Source organism: Streptomyces sp. NBC_00659 (genome assembly GCF_036226925.1).
In the GTDB taxonomy this organism is placed as follows: Bacteria; Actinomycetota; Actinomycetes; order Streptomycetales; family Streptomycetaceae; genus Streptomyces.
In genome coordinates this window covers 3,916,995-3,934,072 of the sequence record NZ_CP109031.1, presented here as the reverse complement: position 1 = coordinate 3,934,072, position 17,078 = coordinate 3,916,995, and the positions used below count along the sequence as shown (strand labels likewise).

General features: G+C 71.5%; 14 protein-coding genes, 1 tRNA gene and 1 pseudogene. 8 read left to right on the top strand and 8 right to left on the bottom strand.

Annotated elements, in window-relative coordinates; all coding sequences use genetic code 11:
• Nucleotides 1-156: 156 nt before the first annotated feature.
• Nucleotides 157-1,320 (top strand): SUKH-4 family immunity protein, encoded by a 1,164-nt coding sequence (locus OG410_RS17000; protein ID WP_329299938.1) that lies wholly within the window; start codon nt 157-159, stop codon nt 1,318-1,320.
• A 71-nt stretch (nt 1,321-1,391) separates the two neighbouring features.
• On the opposite strand, the gene OG410_RS16995 is transcribed toward OG410_RS17000, so the two are convergent.
• Nucleotides 1,392-1,466: transfer RNA gene (locus tag OG410_RS16995), tRNA-Cys, on the bottom strand.
• Between the two features lie 251 nt (nt 1,467-1,717).
• On the opposite strand from OG410_RS16995, the gene OG410_RS16990 reads away from it, so the two are divergent.
• The 5 genes and pseudogenes from OG410_RS16990 (at nt 1,718) to OG410_RS16970 (ending at nt 7,614) form a co-directional block, all read left to right on the top strand.
• Nucleotides 1,718-3,160 carry an MFS transporter gene (locus OG410_RS16990; RefSeq protein WP_329299937.1) on the top strand — a complete coding sequence of 481 codons (1,443 nt, stop codon included), beginning with the start codon at nt 1,718-1,720 and terminating at the stop codon, nt 3,158-3,160.
• Nucleotides 3,161-3,182: 22 nt separating this feature from the next.
• Nucleotides 3,183-3,543: pseudogene (locus OG410_RS16985) on the top strand (type II toxin-antitoxin system death-on-curing family toxin).
• Nucleotides 3,544-3,718: 175 nt separating this feature from the next.
• Entirely contained in the window at nt 3,719-5,521 is a 1,803-nt protein-coding gene (locus OG410_RS16980; protein WP_329299936.1) for a DEAD/DEAH box helicase, read from the top strand.
• A 509-nt stretch (nt 5,522-6,030) separates the two neighbouring features.
• Nucleotides 6,031-6,672: an IclR family transcriptional regulator gene (locus OG410_RS16975; protein ID WP_326787483.1), complete on the top strand. Its 642-nt coding sequence runs from the start codon at nt 6,031-6,033 to the stop codon at nt 6,670-6,672.
• 153 nt (nt 6,673-6,825) lie between these two features.
• Nucleotides 6,826-7,614, top strand: a complete 789-nt coding sequence (locus OG410_RS16970; RefSeq protein ID WP_328669367.1) for a YlbL family protein — start codon at nt 6,826-6,828, stop codon at nt 7,612-7,614.
• 58 nt (nt 7,615-7,672) lie between these two features.
• Here the strand turns inward: OG410_RS16970 and OG410_RS16965 are convergent, their stop codons facing one another.
• From OG410_RS16965 to OG410_RS16945, 5 genes are read right to left on the bottom strand one after another with little or no spacing between them, the layout of a single operon-like run.
• Complete coding sequence (locus OG410_RS16965; RefSeq protein WP_329299935.1) at nt 7,673-8,641, bottom strand: glycine betaine ABC transporter substrate-binding protein; 969 nt, start codon at nt 8,639-8,641, stop codon at nt 7,673-7,675.
• On the bottom strand, nt 8,638-9,450 hold the full coding sequence (locus OG410_RS16960; protein ID WP_443063892.1) for an ABC transporter permease: 813 nt from the start codon (nt 9,448-9,450) through the stop codon (nt 8,638-8,640). The genes OG410_RS16965 and OG410_RS16960 overlap by 4 nt, the downstream gene beginning before the upstream one ends.
• A 50-nt stretch (nt 9,451-9,500) precedes the next feature.
• The gene (locus OG410_RS16955) at nt 9,501-10,826 is read right to left on the bottom strand and encodes a betaine/proline/choline family ABC transporter ATP-binding protein (protein ID WP_329299933.1); all 1,326 of its coding nucleotides are present in this window, start codon (nt 10,824-10,826) and stop codon (nt 9,501-9,503) included.
• Nucleotides 10,819-11,466, bottom strand: coding sequence for an ABC transporter permease (locus tag OG410_RS16950; RefSeq protein ID WP_329299932.1), 648 nt, complete (start codon nt 11,464-11,466; stop codon nt 10,819-10,821). Before OG410_RS16950 ends, OG410_RS16955 begins: the two co-directional genes overlap by 8 nt.
• Nucleotides 11,467-11,487: 21 nt before the next feature.
• A complete protein-coding gene (locus OG410_RS16945; protein WP_037619495.1) occupies nt 11,488-11,958 on the bottom strand; it encodes an Lrp/AsnC family transcriptional regulator in 471 nt (156 codons plus the stop codon).
• Between the two features lie 122 nt (nt 11,959-12,080).
• On the opposite strand from OG410_RS16945, the gene hppD reads away from it, so the two are divergent.
• Nucleotides 12,081-13,226, top strand: coding sequence for a 4-hydroxyphenylpyruvate dioxygenase (gene hppD, locus OG410_RS16940; protein WP_326787489.1), 1,146 nt, complete (start codon nt 12,081-12,083; stop codon nt 13,224-13,226).
• Between the two features lie 139 nt (nt 13,227-13,365).
• Here hppD and OG410_RS16935 read toward each other — a convergent pair whose 3' ends face one another.
• Nucleotides 13,366-14,913, bottom strand: a complete 1,548-nt coding sequence (locus OG410_RS16935) for a tetratricopeptide repeat protein (RefSeq protein ID WP_329299931.1) — start codon at nt 14,911-14,913, stop codon at nt 13,366-13,368.
• A gap of 92 nt (nt 14,914-15,005) precedes the next feature.
• Between OG410_RS16935 and OG410_RS16930 the strand changes: the two genes are divergently transcribed.
• Nucleotides 15,006-16,421 carry an FAD-binding oxidoreductase gene (locus OG410_RS16930; RefSeq protein ID WP_329299930.1) on the top strand — a complete coding sequence of 472 codons (1,416 nt, stop codon included), beginning with the start codon at nt 15,006-15,008 and terminating at the stop codon, nt 16,419-16,421.
• 75 nt (nt 16,422-16,496) lie between these two features.
• On the opposite strand, the gene OG410_RS16925 is transcribed toward OG410_RS16930, so the two are convergent.
• Entirely contained in the window at nt 16,497-17,015 is a 519-nt protein-coding gene (locus OG410_RS16925; protein WP_329299929.1) for an SsgA family sporulation/cell division regulator, read from the bottom strand.
• Nucleotides 17,016-17,078: the final 63 nt, after the last annotated feature.

Genomic DNA, 17,078 nt, shown 5'->3' with positions numbered 1-17,078 from the left:
GCGGACGGTTCCGCATCCCCGCACGGCCCCTTCCGGCGCGTCTCTGGCGTTGTCAGTGGGGCGGCGTATCGTTCTGGCTCGATGGGGAACTGCCGTGGAACCACCGGCCGTTCCCTCCCGGGGGAAGCACGGAGCGTTCACATGCGCGGGGGAGCCATGAGTACGACTGACACCGAGGTCGGCGCGATCACGCTGACCGGCGACGAGCTGGATCCGTTCGTCACGCACCCGGGCACCCGGGACCGGCTCACCGGTCCCGGACTGCCCCCGGGCGGCGCGCTGCTCGCCTTCGGCGCCCTGCGCGAGCACGGCCTGCGCACGGTCGCCGACCTGGCGGGCGACGCCGACAAGCTCGCCGGGGAACTGGGCGACCAGCTCGTCATCGGGGCGCTGCGCAGCCTCGACCGGGACCTGGAGTCGATCGTGCTCGACGGGACGACGGGCGAGGTCTCCTCGGCGTACGTCCGGCGGAACCCCGCCCACCTGGACCTCTCGCCCCTGGCTCCCTCCCTGGACGCCCTGCTGCGCTTCGCGGCGGCCACCGAGGAACTGACCCTGTCCCGCGGCCGTTCCGGCCCGTTCGGCCCGAAGGCGGTCGCGCAGGTGTCGGACCGGCTGAGGGCCGTCTTCGAGGGCACCACCGGTGAGGACGTGCCGCCGTACTGGCGGATGGCCGCCCTGATCCGCCCGCTCGCCCGGATCGCCGGACCCGGCGACGGGCTCGTCCTCGGCCTGCCGAAACGGCTGCTGGACGAGGAGTTCGGCGCGGGCGTGATCATGCGTTTCGAGGACGTCGACTTCCCGCCCGCCCTGACGCACGAGCCGACCCGCCGCTTCCTGCGGGAGTCGGGCCTGCCCGAGGACGGATTCCTCTTCCAGCTCGACACCGAGATGCCGCTTCCGGCCCTCACCGAGTACTACGCGGACGAGCGCCCCGAGGAGTTCCCCGCCGGCCTGCTCCCGGCCGGCGCGGACCGCCTGATACGCCTCGGCCGCCTCCTGGAGGACACGAGCCTGGTGGTGGACGGCGCCACGGGCGCCGTGCTCGCCTGGAGCGAGCCGGATCTGACCCTGCGCCCGCTGAACGCGGACATCTCCACGCTGGCCTTCACCCTCTGGCTCCTGCACCGCGAGAGGTCCGTGGACGCGGCCCACCACCTCAGCGACTCCTACGAACAGCTCGCCGCCACCCTGACCCAGACGCTCGCCACCGTCGATCCCGGCGCCTGCGACCACACACCGGCCCACCCGGGCGACGACGGCCGCCGCCACTGGCCGGAGATATTCGAGGACCGGTCGGTCGGCATGCTGTACGCGTAGGGTTCTCGGCCTCCCGGCGACCGGGCGGAAAACAGATCGGCCGCCCCGAACCGGGACGGCCGACCCCTGCGTGGAGGCCGTGGCGGGAATCGAACCCACGTAACTCGATTTGCAATCGAGCCCCTGAACCACTCGGGCACACGGCCGTTCTCAGGTGCGGCACGGCTCACTCGTTCCGAACCTGATGGACCGACCGTAGGCGGGGTGCGGGAAGGGGCTCAAGGGTTCCGCGGCGGCTGCAACGCGACTGCCACACGCCGTTCACGAACCGCGGCGCGACCCGCCGGGAACGGGGCCGCGGGAGGTTCGAGGGGGAGTGGTCCTAGGTCCAAAGGACTGCTTGATCACCGTCTACCGACAGGAGTCAAGGAAAGGTGCGCACCTTACGCTGGCCGGCATGACAGCAGTGGAAGTGAGCGAGGTCGCGACGGTTTCGCCCGAGGGCGACGGCGACGGCGGGGTGCTCGGCCGGGCCCACCGGGCGCTCACCGTCGGGATCGTGTCCGTGGTGCTGGTCATCGCGTTCGAGGCGACGGCCGTGGGCACGGCGATGCCCGTCGCCGCGCGGGACCTCGGCGGGGTCGCCCTGTACGCGTTCGCGTTCTCGGGCTACTTCACGACGAGCCTGTTCGGGATGGTGCTCGCCGGGCAGCTGTCCGACCGCGACGGCCCGCTGACCTCGCTGGCCTCGGGCATCGGCGCGTTCGCGGCGGGACTGCTGCTGTCGGGGACGGCCGGCGGGATGTGGACGTTCATCCTCGGGCGGGCCGTCCAGGGACTGGGCGGCGGGCTCGTCATCGTCGCGCTGTACGTCGTGGTCGGGCGGGCCTACCCGCAGCGGCTGCGGCCCGCGATCATGGCCGCGTTCGCGGCGGCCTGGGTGGTGCCGTCCGTGGTCGGACCCCTCGCGGCGGGTGCGGTCACCGAGCACCTCGGCTGGCGCTGGGTGTTCATCGGGATCCCGGCGCTGGTCGGTGTTCCGCTCGCGCTCTCGCTGCCGCAGATACGGCGGCGGGCGTCCGGGCCCACCCGGGCGGGCGACCGCGCGCCGCTGGACCGGCGGCGCATCCGGCTGGCGTTCGGGATCGCGCTGGGCGCGGGGCTCCTCCAGTACGCGGCCCAGGATCTGCGCCCGCTCTCCCTCGTACCCGCCGCGGCCGGTGCCGCGCTGCTCGTCCCGGCCGTGCGCGGGCTGCTGCCCCGCGGCACCTGCCGGGCGGCCCGCGGGCTGCCCTCCGTGGTGCTGCTGCGCGGAGTCTCCGCCGGTGCCTTCATCGCCGCCGAGTCCTTCGTGCCGCTGATGCTGGTCACCCAGAGGGGACTGTCGCCGACGCTCGCCGGGCTCTCGCTCGCGGTCGGCGGCGGGACCTGGGCGCTGGGTTCCTGGGTGCAGGCGCGGCCGCGCGTGGAGCCGTACCGGGACCGTCTGATGTTTCTCGGCATGCTGCTGGTCGCGGCGGCCGTCGCCGCCGCGCCGAGCGTGCTGATCCCCGCCGTGCCGGTGTGGACCGTCGCCGTCGCCTGGGGGTTCGGCTGCTTCGGCATGGGCCTGGTGGTCGCCTCGACCAGCGTGCTGCTGCTCCACCTCTCGGCCCCCGAGGAGGCCGGCGCCAACTCGGCCGCCCTTCAGATCTCCGACGCCCTGTCCAACGTGCTGCTGCTCGCCCTCGGCGGAGCCGCCTTCGCGGCCCTGGGCGGCGGCGCGGTCGCCGACGCGGCCGGCGTCGCGACCTCCGGCGCCCACCCCTCCCACCCGGCCGCCTTCGCCGCGGTGTTCCTGCCGATGGCAGGGGTGGCACTGCTGGGGGCATGGGTGACGACCCGGCTGCGGGAAAGGTAAGTACCTCACGGTCCAGGAGGCCCTGGACCTCGCGGAACCGGCGTGCGGGGAGCGGACGCCGGTTGCCGTGCGTGACCTGGGTCTGCTGAGCTCGGCACTGCACCGTCCGCAGTCGCAGATGTTCGGCGTCGAGGCGTACACCGACCTCTTCGAGAAGGCCGCCGGGCTGTTCCGGTCGCCGGCCGCGAACCACCCCCCTGGTGGACGGCAACAAGCGCACGGCGTGGATGTGCACCGTCGTCTTCCTCGACTTCAACGGCACCGGGATGCTCGACGTCGACCAGGACGAGGCGTACAAGCTCGTCATCGAGGTGGCGGCCGGACATCTGGCGGATGTGGCCCTCGTCGCATCGCGCTCGAGGGCGCTGCACGAGGCCATGTGACGTCAGTCCCATCCACCGCCCGCCCGGCCTCGTCCGCACGTCGTCGTGGGCCGGGCGCCGGTAGGGTGGCCCGGTTGTCATACGTAGCCGAGCCGCCCGCGCGCCTGCCGTCACGCCCGTTCGACGCGCCGCGCACGGACCCGGACGCTCCCAATCGACACCCAGACCGGAGACCGTGACTACCACCGCCGCCAGCGCCTCCACGCACACCCACCACCTCTCGCCCGCGTTCCCCGGACGAGCCCCCTGGGGTACCGCCAACAAGCTGCGCGCCTGGCAGCAGGGGGCGATGGAGAGGTACATCCAGGAGCAGCCGCGCGACTTCCTCGCCGTAGCCACCCCCGGCGCCGGCAAGACGACGTTCGCCCTGACCCTCGCGTCCTGGCTGCTGCACCACCACGTCGTGCAGCAGGTGACCGTCGTCGCGCCGACCGAACATCTGAAGAAGCAGTGGGCCGAGGCGGCCGCGCGGGTGGGGATCAAGCTCGATCCCGAGTACAGCGCCGGACCCCTCAGCAAGGAGTACCACGGCGTCGCCGTCACGTACGCCGGTGTCGGTGTGCGGCCGATGCTCCACCGCAACCGCTCCGAGCAGCGCAAGACCCTCGTCATCCTCGACGAGATCCACCACGCCGGAGACAGCAAGTCGTGGGGCGAGGCCTGCCTGGAGGCGTTCGAGCCCGCCACCCGCCGCCTCGCGCTCACCGGTACGCCCTTCAGGTCCGACACCAACCCCATCCCCTTCGTCACGTACGAAGAGGGGAGGGACGGGATCCGGCGCTCGTCGGCCGACTACACGTACGGCTACGGCAACGCGCTCGCCGACCACGTCGTGCGGCCCGTCATCTTCCTCTCCTACAGCGGCAACATGCGCTGGCGCACCAAGGCGGGCGACGAGATCGCCGCCCGGCTCGGCGAGCCGATGACCAAGGACGCCATCAGCCAGGCCTGGCGCACCGCGCTCGACCCGCGCGGCGAATGGATGCCGAGCGTGCTGCGCGCCGCCGACCAGCGCCTCACCGAGGTGCGCAAGGGCATCCCGGACGCCGGGGCGCTCGTCATCGCCACCGACCAGGACTCGGCCCGCGCCTACGCCAAGCTGATCCGCGAGATCACCGGCACCAAGGCGACCCTCGTGCTCTCCGACGACACCGGGGCCTCGAAACGGATCGACGACTTCGCGGCGAGCGAGGACCGGTGGATGGTCGCCGTCCGCATGGTGTCCGAGGGCGTCGACGTGCCCCGCCTGGCCGTCGGCGTGTACGCCACCACGATCTCGACCCCCCTCTTCTTCGCCCAGGCCGTCGGCCGTTTCGTACGGTCCCGCAGGCGCGGCGAGACGGCTTCCGTGTTCCTGCCGACCGTCCCCGACCTCCTCACCTTCGCCAACGAGATGGAGGTCGAGCGCGACCACGCCCTCGACAAGCCCAAGAAGGAGGGCGAGGAGGACCCGTACGCCGAGTCCGAGAAGGAGATGGAGGAGGCGAACAAGGAGCAGGACGAGGACACCGGCGAGCAGGAGCAGTTCTCCTTCGAGGCGCTGGAGTCCGAGGCCGTCTTCGACCGGGTCCTCTACGACGGCGCCGAGTTCGGCATGCAGGCCCACCCGGGAAGCGCGGAGGAGCAGGACTACCTCGGCATCCCCGGGCTCCTCGAACCCGACCAGGTCCAGCTCCTGCTCCAGAAGCGGCAGGCCCGGCAGATCGCGCACAGCCGCAAGAAGCCGGCCGAGGAGGCGGACCTCCTCGAACTTCCCGCCGAGCGCCGCCCCGTCGTCTCCCACAAGGAGATGCTGGAACTGCGCAAGCAGCTCAACACCATGGTCGGCGCGTACGTCCACCAGAGCGGCAAGCCGCACGGCGTGATCCACACCGAGCTGCGCCGCGTCTGCGGCGGTCCGCCGAGCGCGGAGGCCACGGCCGGACAGCTCCGGCAGCGGATAGCCAAGGTCCAGGAGTGGGCCACCCGGATGCGGTGACGTCCGCACGACGGAGCGTGCGGACGCGGTGGTGTCGGCGCGGAACCGGGGAGCGTGCCCGGGGCGTCCCACCGTCGGGACGACAGGGTGAGCCGATCGCCTCCGCGGCCGGCGGCGGTATCCGGAACCCGTGCCGCGGGCCGCTGAAGCCGTACCGAGGGGGCGTGTTGTGTTCGGACGGGCGTGCGCCGTGGCCCGTGCGCTGCGTATACGAGCGGTGTACGCCACGTCGTGCGCGCCCCGCGTTCCGGGACGAACGGAATCACTTCGCACCGGTGGATGCCCGGATTCTGGACGGAGGCTTCCGCTCAGCGGACCTGCTCGCTACTGTCCGGCTACGCACACGCCCCGTGGCAGCGCCGCCGCGGAGCGCAGCCGTGAAGCGACTGCGGCCCGGGAACAGCCCGGGGCGCCTGCCGACCGGCGGCCTCTGAAGCGCGTCGCCGACGGGACTCGGTGCCGCATCCGCCGTACGAGGCCGTCGACCTCACCACTAAGGAGTGGGCGTCGTGACCGCGGAGACCTCTCAGACGCTCGACCGGGGACTGCGGGTCCTCAAGCTGCTCGCCGACACCGATCACGGACTGACCGTCACCGAGCTCTCGAACAAGCTGGGCGTCAACCGGACCGTGGTGTACCGGTTGCTCGCCACACTGGAGCAGCACGCTCTCGTACGCCGTGATCTGGGCGGCCGTGCCCGGGTCGGACTCGGCGTGCTGCGTCTGGGCCGCCAGGTGCATCCGCTGGTCCGGGAGGCAGCGTTGCCCGCGCTGCGGGCGCTGGCCGAGGACATAGGCGCGACGGCTCATCTGACCCTGGTCGACGGGACGGAGGCGCTCGCCGTCGCGGTCGTCGAGCCGACGTGGACGGACTATCACGTCGCCTACCGCGCCGGCTTCCGGCACGCCCTGGACCGGGGGGCCGCGGGCCGCGCGATCCTCGCCGCCCGGCAGGCGCCGGTGGGGGAGCCCGGATACACGCTCACCCATGGAGAGCTGGAGGCCGGAGCGTGCGGGGCCGCGGCGCCGCTGGTCGGGGTGACGGGGGTCGAGGGCAGCGTGGGCGTGGTCATGCTGGCGGACGCCGTACCGGAGCGGGTCGGCCCGCGCGTGGTCGACGCGGCCCGTGAGGTGGCGGACGCCCTGCGCTGACCGGCCCAGGCGGTCGCTCCGGACCCGGAGCGAAGCCCGACGGGCCCCGAACCCCTGTGCGGGCCCGGTTCGTGACCCCGGGCCCGGGGTCCCGCACGGAGGCCGCGGGACCTGTCCGGAGGTTCCGCCGGGTGGTGACGTTAGATTGACCCCGTGCTCTCTCGCCTCACGCGCCCCCAAGCCGTCGCCGTCTGCGCCTTCCCCGTCGTGGCCCTGCTCGCCACGGCGGTGTTCGCGCCGCTGCCGTTCTCCCTGGCGCAGCCCGGTCTGACGGCGAACGTCCTCGGCGAGAACAAGGGCGAGCCGGTGATCACCATCAGCGGGGCGCCCACCCGGAACACCAGCGGACAGCTGCGGATGACGACGATCGAGGCCACCGGCCCGGACGCGAGCGTCTCCCTCGGTGACGTGCTCAGCGCCTGGTTCGCCACGGACAAGGCCGTGATGCCCCGCGACTCGGTGTACCCGAGCGGTGGCAGCGTCAAGGAGATCGAGCAGCACAACGCGAACGAGATGAAGGAGTCCCAGGACAGCGCCACCGAGGCGGCCCTGGGGTACCTGCACGAGAAGGGCGACGTGAAGGTCACGCTCAAGCTCGCCGACGTCGGCGGACCGAGCGCCGGACTGCTCTTCTCGCTCGGGATCGTCGACAAGCTGGACGGCGACGGCAGCGGCGGCGACCTCACGGGCGGCCGGGTCGTCGCGGGTACGGGGACGATCGACCCCGACGGCAAGGTCGGCGCGGTCGGTGGCGTCAGCCTCAAGACGCAGGCGGCCCGCCGTGACGGCGCGACCGTGTTCCTGGTTCCGAAGGCGGAGTGCTCGGACGCGAAGGCGGAGCTGCCGAAGGGGCTCCGGCTGATCCCGGTGACCGACCTCGACGGAGCGGTGAACGCCCTGGTGGCCCTGGAGAGGAACAAGGGCTCGGTCCCGAGCTGCTGAACGAACTGCCGAGGCCTTCCGGCCGGGGAGCGCGGCCGGCCGGCACGGGCTCGCCGGATCACTCCTGCTTGACGAAGCCCTCCTGTGTCATCCAGTCCAGCGCCACCTCGTGCGGGTCCTGGCCCTGGACGTCCACCTTCGCGTTCAGGTCCTGTGCCACCGTGTTGTCCAGCTTCTTCGTGACCGGCTCGATGACCTCGGCGATCTGCGGATACTTCTTCAGGGCCTTGGAGTTGATGACGGGCGCGGCGTTGTAGTTGGGGAAGAACTTCTTGTCGTCCTTCATCACCACCAGGTTCATCGACTTGATGCGCCCGTCGGTGGTGAACACCTCCCCGTACGTACAACTCCCCTTCTGCACCTGGGTGTAGATGATCCCGGTGTCCATCTGCGTGATGTTCTTCGCGGGGATGTCCATCCCGTACGCCTTCTCCATGCCCGGCAGTCCGTCGGCCCGGTTGGCGAACTCGCTCTCCACGCACAGGGTGACGGCGCTCGGGTCCGATTTCGACAGCGCGGCCACGCCGGACAGCGTTGTGGTGCCGTACTTCTTGAAGTTGGCCTGGTTCATGGCGAGCGCGTAGGTGTTGTTGAGGGCGGACGGCGGCAGCCAGGTGACCCCGTTCTTCGGGTCGGCGTCGTGCACGGCCTGCCACTGCTTCTGCGGGTCCGGGATCGGCTCGCTGTTGCCGAGATAGGTGATCCACGCGGTGCCCGTGTACTCGTACATGGCGTCCGCGTCACCGTTCTTGATGGCCTCGCGCGCGCCGATCGACCCCTGGATGCCGGTGCGGTCGATCACCTTCGCGCCCGCCCCCTGGAACGCGATGCCCATGATCGCGCCGAGGATCAGCTGCTCGGTGAACTCCTTCGACGCCACCGTGAGAGTGGCGCCCTTCAGCGGCTCGCCCTGCCCGATGGACCCGGGCTCGAGGTTGTCGGTCATGGGGGAGCCGCTGGTCAGCCCGCACGCGGACGCCAGGACGAGGACGGCGGCCAGGGCCGCGGGGGCGCGCACCCCTCTCATGTCCCCACCTCCAGCCCGCGCGGCCTCAGCAGCAGTTCCGCCAGCGACGCCAGCCAGTCGACAAGGAGCGCGAGCGCCACGGTGAGGATGGCGCCGAGGACCAGGACCGGCATGCGCTGGGTGGTGATGCCCGTGGTGATCAGGACGCCGAGGCCGCCGCCTCCGCCGAACGTGGCGAGGGTCGCGGTGCCCACGTTCAGGACGAGCGCCGTACGGACGCCGGCGAGGATCAGCGGTACGGCCAGGGGCAGTTCCACCCGGGTGAGCACGCCCAGCGGTGACATGCCGATGCCGCGCGCCGCCTCCAGCAGGGTCGGGTCGTTGGCCTTCAGCCCGGCGATCGTGTTGGACAGGACCGGCAGGATCGCGTAGATCGTGATGCCGATCAGGGCCGACTTCTCGCCGGTGCCGAGCCAGATCACGAGCAGGGCCAGCAGACCGATCGCCGGGGTCGCCTGCCCCATGTTGGCGACCGTCATCGCGATCGGCGTCAGCTTCCTGAAGGCCTTGCGGGTCAGCAGGATGCCCAGCGGAATGGCGATGATCAGCACGAAGAACGTGGAGATCACCGTCAACTGGATGTGCTGCCACAGGGCCTTGGACACCTGGCCGTTGGACAGGGCGTTCTTGGAGATCGCGTCGAGGTCGGCCTGCTGGAACCAGATCCAGGTGGCCAGCAGCAGAGCGATCAGTACGGCGGGCAGGAAGGTCAGCTTCTGCCAGCTGATCCGGCGCCTCGGGGGCGCGTGCGGCGGCGGAGCCTCCCGATCGCCCGTGCCGTCACCCTCGCTGTCGTCGCGGAAGGCCACCCCCTCGACCTCGTGCTCGCCCTCGGGACGCCGGGACGCGGGCGGCGTGCTCACGCTTTCGCCTCCCCGCCCTCGACGCCCTCCTGCTCGAACTGGGTCTGATGGGCGCGCGCCTCCTCCAGTTCGTGCTGGTGCTCCAGCGCCTCCAGCCGGTCGGCCTCCAGGAGTTCGTGCACCGAGTTCATCAGGGTCTCCATGTCGACCACCCCGGTGTACTCGCCGCGCCGCCCCGTCACCGGGACCCGGCCCGAGTTGTCCGTGAGCACCGCCTCCAGGGCGTCCCGCAGGGTGGCGTCCCTGGTCACCGTGTCGTGCACCAGCGTGCCCGCCCGCGCGAGCGAGCCCTTGGCCCGCATCAGATCGCCGCGCCGCAGCCACTTGTAGGGGCGGCGCCGCTTGTCGAGCAGCAGGATCTCGTTCGTGCCGCTGGAACGGAGCTTGCCGAAGATCTCCTGGAGGGGATCGTCGACGGTGACCGTCGGACAGCCGCTGATCTCCACATCCCGTACGCGGCTGAGGTTGAGCCGCTTCAGCGCGGCGCCCGCGCCCACGAACCCCGACACGAAGTCGTCGGCCGGGTTGGTGAGGATCGCCTCCGGGGTGTCGAACTGCGCGATGTGCGAGTGCTCGCGCAGCACCGCGATCCGATCGCCCAGCTTGATGGCCTCGTCGAAGTCGTGCGTCACGAAGACGATCGTCTTGTGCAGCTCGTGCTGGAGCCGGATCAGCTCGTCCTGGAGATGGTCGCGGGTGATCGGGTCCACCGCTCCGAACGGTTCGTCCATGAGCAGGACGGGCGGGTCCGCGGCCAGCGCCCGCGCCACCCCCACGCGCTGCTGCTGACCGCCGGAGAGCTGGCGCGGATAGCGGCCCTGGAACTCGCCCGGGTCGAGCCCGACCAGGTCCAGCATCTCCTCGACCCGCGCCTTGATCCGGCCCTTCGGCCAGCCGGTCATCCTCGGCACGAGCGCGATGTTCTGGGCGACCGTCATGTGCGGGAAGAGGCCGGACGACTGGATCGCGTACCCGACCTTGCGGCGCAGCTTCACCGGGTCCATGTCGGTGACGTCCTCGCCGCCGATCCGGATGCGGCCGCCGCTCGGCTCGATCAGCCGGTTGATCATCTTCAGGGTGGTCGACTTGCCGCAGCCGGACGGGCCGACGAAGACGACGAGCTCACCCGCCTTGATCTCCATGTTGACGCTGTCGACGGCGGCGTCGCGGCTGCCGGGGTAGCGCTTGGTGAGGTTCTCCAGCTCGATGGTGGCGCCCGTGGTGGACGGGGCGCTCCCGCGCGCGCCGCCCTTGCCGCCCGGCGCGCCGGCGGGGCCCTCGGCGTCCGCGGGTCCCTCTGAGGTCTCTGCCGTCTCAGGCACGGATCCCCCTCGGGATGGTCAGTCGGCCGAGCAGGACGTAGGCGGCGTCGAAGAGCAGCGCGAGGATGATGATCCCTACCGTGCCCGCGAGCACCTGGTTGAGCGCGTTCTTGCTGCCCAGAGAGCTGATGCCGCGGAAGATCTCGTTGCCGAGGCCGGGCCCGGAGGCGTAGGCCGCGATGGCCGCGATGCCCATCAGCATCTGGGTGGAGATCCGGATCCCGGTCAGGATCGGCGGCCAGGCCAGCGGCAGTTCGACCCGCATCAGGCGCGACGTCCGCGACATGCCGATACCCCTGGCCGCGTCCACCAGCGAGGGGTCGACACCGCGCAGGCCGACGATCGAGTTGCGCACGATCGGCAGCAGCCCGTACAGCGTCAGGGCGATCACGGTCGGCGGGACGCCGAGGCCCACGATCGGGATCAGCAGACCGATCATGGCCAGCGAGGGAATGGTCAGAATGGCGGACGTCGTCGTGGTGGCGAGGTTGCCCGCCCAGTCGCTGCGGTAGGTGACGACGCCGATCAGTACGCCGATGACGGTCGCCACGACCATGCACTGGAAGACCGCGCTCGCGTGTTGGTAGGTGTCCGTGAGGAGCTGTTCGTGGCGGCTGCTCAGGTACTGCCAGAAGTTCACGCCATCACCCCGCTCCTCGGTTCAGCGCTCGGTCGCCGCCTGTTCCACGAGCGGGATGATCCGCAGTGGGACCGGGTTCTCCATGACGATCGCCGTGGAGGCGCGGACGATGCCATCAAAACCGACAACCCGGTCGATCACCCGTTGGAGGTCGGCGTTCGAACGGGCCACCAGCCGGCACAGCATGTCCCCGCTGCCGGTCGTCGTGTGCAGCTCCAGCACCTCGGGCACGGTCGTCAAGTGGGCGCGTACGTCCGCCCCTTGACCCTGCCGGATCTGGAGCGTGGCGAACGCCGTGACCGGGTAGCCGAGCGCCGCCGGGTCGACCTGCGGACCGAAGCCCCGGATGACTCCGTTCGACTGAAGACGGTCCAGCCGGGCCTGCACCGTCCCCCGCGCGACCCCCAGCCGCCGCGACATCTCCAGGACCCCGATACGCGGCTCCTTCGCCAGCAGCACCAGCAGCCGCCCGTCCAGATGATCGATCGCCATGCGGGCCTCCGAGATGGTCATCATGTACAGAAAGCCCGCTGGCCCGGGTCTTTCGCTGCACACATTGTTCAGTCGACAGGCGAACTATTGCGCACCTTGCGGAACGGAGGGAGCCTGCGGCCATGACGCAGACCACACACCACACTCCCGACACCGCCCGGCAGGCCGATCCCTTCCCGGTCAAGGGAATGGACGCGGTCGTCTTCGCCGTCGGCAACGCCAAGCAGGCCGCCCACTACTACTCCACGGCCTTCGGCATGCGGCTCGTCGCGTACTCCGGACCGGAGAACGGCAGCCGCGAGACGGCGTCGTACGTCCTCGAGAACGGCTCGGCCCGCTTCGTGTTCACCTCGGTGATCAAGCCCGCCACCACCTGGGGCCACTTCCTGGCCGAACACGTGGCCGAGCACGGCGACGGCGTCGTCGACCTGGCCATCGAGGTCCCCGACGCGCGCGCCGCCCACGCGTACGCCGTCGAGCACGGCGCCCGCTCGATCGCCGAGCCGTACGAGATGAAGGACGAGAACGGCACGGTCGTCCTCGCCGTCATCGCGACGTACGGCAAGACCCGCCACACGCTCATCGAGCGGTCCGGCTACGACGGCCCCTACCTGCCCGGGTACGTGGCCGCCGCCCCGATCGTCGAGCCGCCGGCCAAGCGCACCTTCCAGGCCATCGACCACTGCGTCGGCAACGTCGAGCTCGGCCGGATGAACGAGTGGGTCGGCTTCTACAACAAGGTCATGGGCTTCACGAACATGAAGGAGTTCGTGGGCGACGACATCGCGACCGAGTACAGCGCGCTGATGTCGAAGGTCGTCGCCGACGGCACGCTCAAGGTCAAGTTCCCGATCAACGAGCCCGCCATCGCCAAGAAGAAGTCCCAGATCGACGAGTACCTGGAGTTCTACGGCGGCGCGGGTGTCCAGCACATCGCGCTGAACACGAACGACATCGTCGCGACCGTGCGGGCCATGCGCGCGGCCGGTGTCCAGTTCCTCGACACCCCCGACTCGTACTACGACACGCTCGGCGAGTGGGCCGGCGACACCCGCGTCCCCGTCGACACCCTGCGCGAGCTGAAGATCCTCGTCGACCGCGACGAGGACGGCTATCTGCTCCAGATCTTCACCAAGCCGGTCCAGGACCGTCCGACCGTCTTCTTCGAGATGATCGAGCGGCACGGCTCGATGGGCTTCGGCAAGGGCAACTTCAAGGCCCTCTTCGAGGCGATCGAGCGCGAGCAGGAGAAGCGCGGCAACCTCTGAGGCCCTCGGACGGGCCTTCCTCGAAGGCCTGTCGGGCCCACGTGTCCGGGGGACGCCGCATCGGCGTCCCCCGGACACGTTTTGCGTTGCGGTGCTCTTCGTTCCGGTGCCCTTCGTACCGGCGCTTTCATGCGGGTGTTCAGCGCGCCGGGGTCTGCCCCGGGGCGGCCGGAGGCGCCTCCGTGTCCTCGTCCCCCGACTCCTCCGCCGGGCCCCCGGCAGCCGGCTCGCCCAGCGCGGTCAGCGCCTCCCGGGCCGCGGGCACCAGCAGCGGCGAGAAGTAGGGATTGATCCGCAACGCCTCGGTGAGGTGCCGCCGGGCCGGACCGGACAGCCCCAGATCACGCTCGATCTGCCCCCGGTGGTACGCGTACAGCGCGCTGCGCACACCGCCCCCGTGCTCCTTGTCCGTGGCCCGCACGGCGAAGCCGAGCGCCGCCTGGTCGGCCCCGCAGCGGTGCAGCGCCCAGCCCAGCGCGTCCGCCACCGCGATGCCCGGCCGCCGCTGCCACGCGGCGCGCAGCTCCATCACCGCGGCCCGCGGATCGCCGTGATCCGCCTCGAAGAGCCCGAGGACCGGCTCGTCGTCCACACCCGCGGCACCGTCCCGCCGCACCACGTCCCGCAGCAGGTCGTACTGCGCGCGCGCCTCCGCGCCGAGCCCGAGCTTGTCGTACAGCTCACCCAGCTCCAGCGCGTAACGCAGCACGGGCCGCTCGGCGAGCGCCGCCCGGTACGCGCGCAGCGCCTCCGGCACGCGCCCCAGCGCCGCCAGCGCGCGCCCCTGCCCGGCCAGGGCGTCGTACGCGTCGGCGTCGGTACTCACCGCGGCCCGGTAGTGATCCAGGGACTCCTGGCGGTCGCCGCGTTCCCACGCCAGGTCTCCGCCCTGCGTGAGAAAGGCCGCCTGCTCGGACGGGGTGGCCGCGCCCGCCGCCGCGTCCGAGATCGCCGCCGCCGCGTCCTCGCGCCGCCCACGGTCCCGGTACACGCGCGACGCGACGGCCTGCGCCGCCGGCCCGGAACGCAGGGCCAGCAGCTTGCCGAGGGCCCGGTCCACGGCCTTGTGGTCACCGAGCCCGGTGTACGCGTCGATGAGCGCTGGATACGTCGTCCACCGCTTCGGCGCCACCTTCGAAGCGGCCTCGCCCCACCGCTTCGCGGCCCGGAAGTCGCCCCGCGCGCCCGCGAGGGAGGCGAGCCCCTCCAGCGCCGCCACGTTGTCCGCGGGCCGCAGCCTCAGCGAGGTGCGCAGCGCTTTCTCGGCCTTCGGGTAGAACGCGTTCGCCGCCGTCCGCCGCGCCCGCTCCGTGTACGCGACCCCCAGCACGGCCCACGACACGTCGTCGCGCGGACGGGCCCGCACCCGGGACTTGCGGTCGTCGATGAGCGCGGCGAGATCGGACAGCGCCGCGGGCGCTCCGGCTCCCACCGCGCTCACCGCCCGCGCCGCCGCACCCGGGGCGGGCCGCGGTGCCCCGCCCCCGCCCGAGGGCAGCAGCACCAGCACACCGCCGAGCACGGCACAGCCGGCGACCGCCGCGATCAGCGGGCGCCGGGCGAGCGGGGAGCGGCGCGGGCCGGAGGACTCCTCGGACCGCTCGCCGACGGGCTCCTCGGACCCCGGACCGCCGGACACCGGGTGCCCGGACCCTGGCTGCACCGGCTGTCGCTCTTCGATCTCCATGCCGTTCACTGTGCGTCAATACGAAGACCGCGCCCCGGCACGCGAAGCCTCGCGCGAATGGGGTTCACACCGATGGCCCCGGGTGCGACCCTGTGATCATGAGCCGTATCGAAGCCCCGCGCGATGAGGACACGGCAGGGACCGGCAGCCTCCTCGACCGTCTGCTGAGCGGGCTGCCGGCCGAGGCCGTCCTCACCGACCCGGACGTCACGGCCTCCTACGCCAACGACATGGCGAGCTTCTGCGAGGCGGGCACACCCGCCGTGGTCGTCCTGCCGCGCACGGTCGAGCAGGTCCAGCACATCATGCGCGTCGCGACCGAACTGCGCGTCCCCGTCGTCCCGCAGGGCGCCCGCACCGGCCTGTCCGGAGCGGCCAACGCCACCGACGGCTGTGTGGTGCTGTCCCTGGTGAAGATGGACCGCATCCTGGAGATCAGCCCCGTCGACCGCATCGCCGTCGTCGAGCCCGGTGTCGTCAACGCCACGCTCTCCCGTGCCGTGGGCGAACACGGCCTGTACTACCCGCCGGACCCCTCCAGCTGGGAGATGTGCACCATCGGCGGCAACATCGGCACGGCCTCCGGCGGCCTGTGCTGTGTGAAGTACGGGGTGACGGCCGAGTACGTCCTCGGCCTGGACGTCGTCCTCGCCGACGGGCGGCTGATGTCCACCGGGCGCAGAACCGCCAAGGGCGTCGCCGGCTACGACCTCACCCGCCTCTTCGTGGGCTCCGAGGGATCGCTCGGCATCGTCGTACGCGCCGTGCTCGCGCTGAAGCCGCAGCCGCCCCAACAGCTCGTCCTCGTGGCCGAGTTCGGGTCGGCGCGGGCCGCCTGCGACGCCGTCTGCAAGATCATGGAGGGCGGGCATGTCCCGTCCCTGCTCGAGCTGATGGACCGTACGACCGTCAAGGCCGTCAACGACCTCGCGCACATGGGCCTCCCGGAGACCACCGAGGCGCTGCTGCTCGCCGCCTTCGACACCCACGACCCGGCGGCCGACCTCGCCCTCGTGGGCGCCCTCTGCGAGGCCGCCGGCGCGACCCGGGTGGTCCCCGCCGAGGACGCGGCCGAGTCCGAACTCCTGCTCCAGGCGCGGCGGTTGTCGCTCACCGCGCTCGAAGCGGTCAAGGGCACCACGATGATCGACGACGTGTGCGTGCCGCGCTCCCGGCTCGGCGACATGCTCGACGGCATCGAACGCGTCGCCGAGAAGTACGCCCTGACCATCGGCGTCTGCGCGCACGCGGGCGACGGCAACACGCACCCCACCGTCTGCTTCGACGCAACCGATCCCGACGAGTCCCGGCGCGCCCGCGAGTCCTTCGACGAGATCATGGCCCTCGGCCTCGAACTCGGCGGCACGATCACCGGCGAGCACGGCGTGGGCGTGCTGAAGAAGGAGTGGCTGGCCCGCGAGATCGGCCCGGTGGGTGTGGAGATGCAGCGGGCGATCAAGGCGGCGTTCGACCCGCTGGGCCTCCTGAACCCGGACAAGCTGTTCTGAGACAGCCCGGACAGGCTGTCCGAGACAGCCTGGACAGGCTGTTCCGAGATCCGGGACCGGTTCGCCGCCGGCCCGTCAGGACCGCTCACCGTCCGCCGACTCGTCCGAGGGCCACGGGTCGCGCAGCCACAGATCGTCGGGGGACGGCGCTCCCGTCCGGTCGGGCGGGGCCGACAGCCCCGGGGACGGCGTGAGCAGCTCGGCCAGACCGGCGTCGATGCCGAGCTGCCCGGTCTCGGTGCCCGGGGGGACCGCCCTGAGGGTGCGCTCCAGCCAGGCGGTGATCTGCGCGGCGGGCGCTTCGAGCAGCGCGTCGCCGTCCGGCGAGCTCAGCGCCATCAGGACGACGCTGCGGCCGCCGACCTTCGTCGGCCACACCCGTACGTCGCCGTGACCGCAGGGCCGGAACACCCCCTCGACGAGCAGCTCACGGGCGAATGTCCAGTTGACGGGATGATCGGAGCCGACGTGGAAGGTGATGCGGACGGCGTACGGGTCGTCGGCGCGGTACTTCAGACGCGCCGGGACCGGAATGCTGTGTTCGGGCGACAGGACGAGATGAAGCTCCAGCTCGCGTTCCACCACGGTGTGCATGTCGATGCGCTTCCTTTCGTCGTACGGGCTCCTGCGGACGTGCCCGTACGAGTGGAGAGCGCC

Excerpts from the sequence above, each read along its gene's own strand:
- OG410_RS16935 (WP_329299931.1), bottom strand. The coding sequence starts at position 14,913 with ATGGAGATCGAAGAGCGACAGCCGGTGCAGCCAGGGTCCGGGCACCCG.
- hppD (WP_326787489.1), top strand. The coding sequence starts at position 12,081 with ATGACGCAGACCACACACCACACTCCCGACACCGCCCGGCAGGCCGAT.
- OG410_RS17000 (WP_329299938.1), top strand. The coding sequence starts at position 157 with ATGAGTACGACTGACACCGAGGTCGGCGCGATCACGCTGACCGGCGAC.
- OG410_RS16965 (WP_329299935.1), bottom strand. The coding sequence starts at position 8,641 with ATGAGAGGGGTGCGCGCCCCCGCGGCCCTGGCCGCCGTCCTCGTCCTG.
- OG410_RS16925 (WP_329299929.1), bottom strand. The coding sequence starts at position 17,015 with ATGCACACCGTGGTGGAACGCGAGCTGGAGCTTCATCTCGTCCTGTCG.
- OG410_RS16945 (WP_037619495.1), bottom strand. The coding sequence starts at position 11,958 with ATGGCGATCGATCATCTGGACGGGCGGCTGCTGGTGCTGCTGGCGAAG.
- OG410_RS16990 (WP_329299937.1), top strand. The coding sequence starts at position 1,718 with ATGACAGCAGTGGAAGTGAGCGAGGTCGCGACGGTTTCGCCCGAGGGC.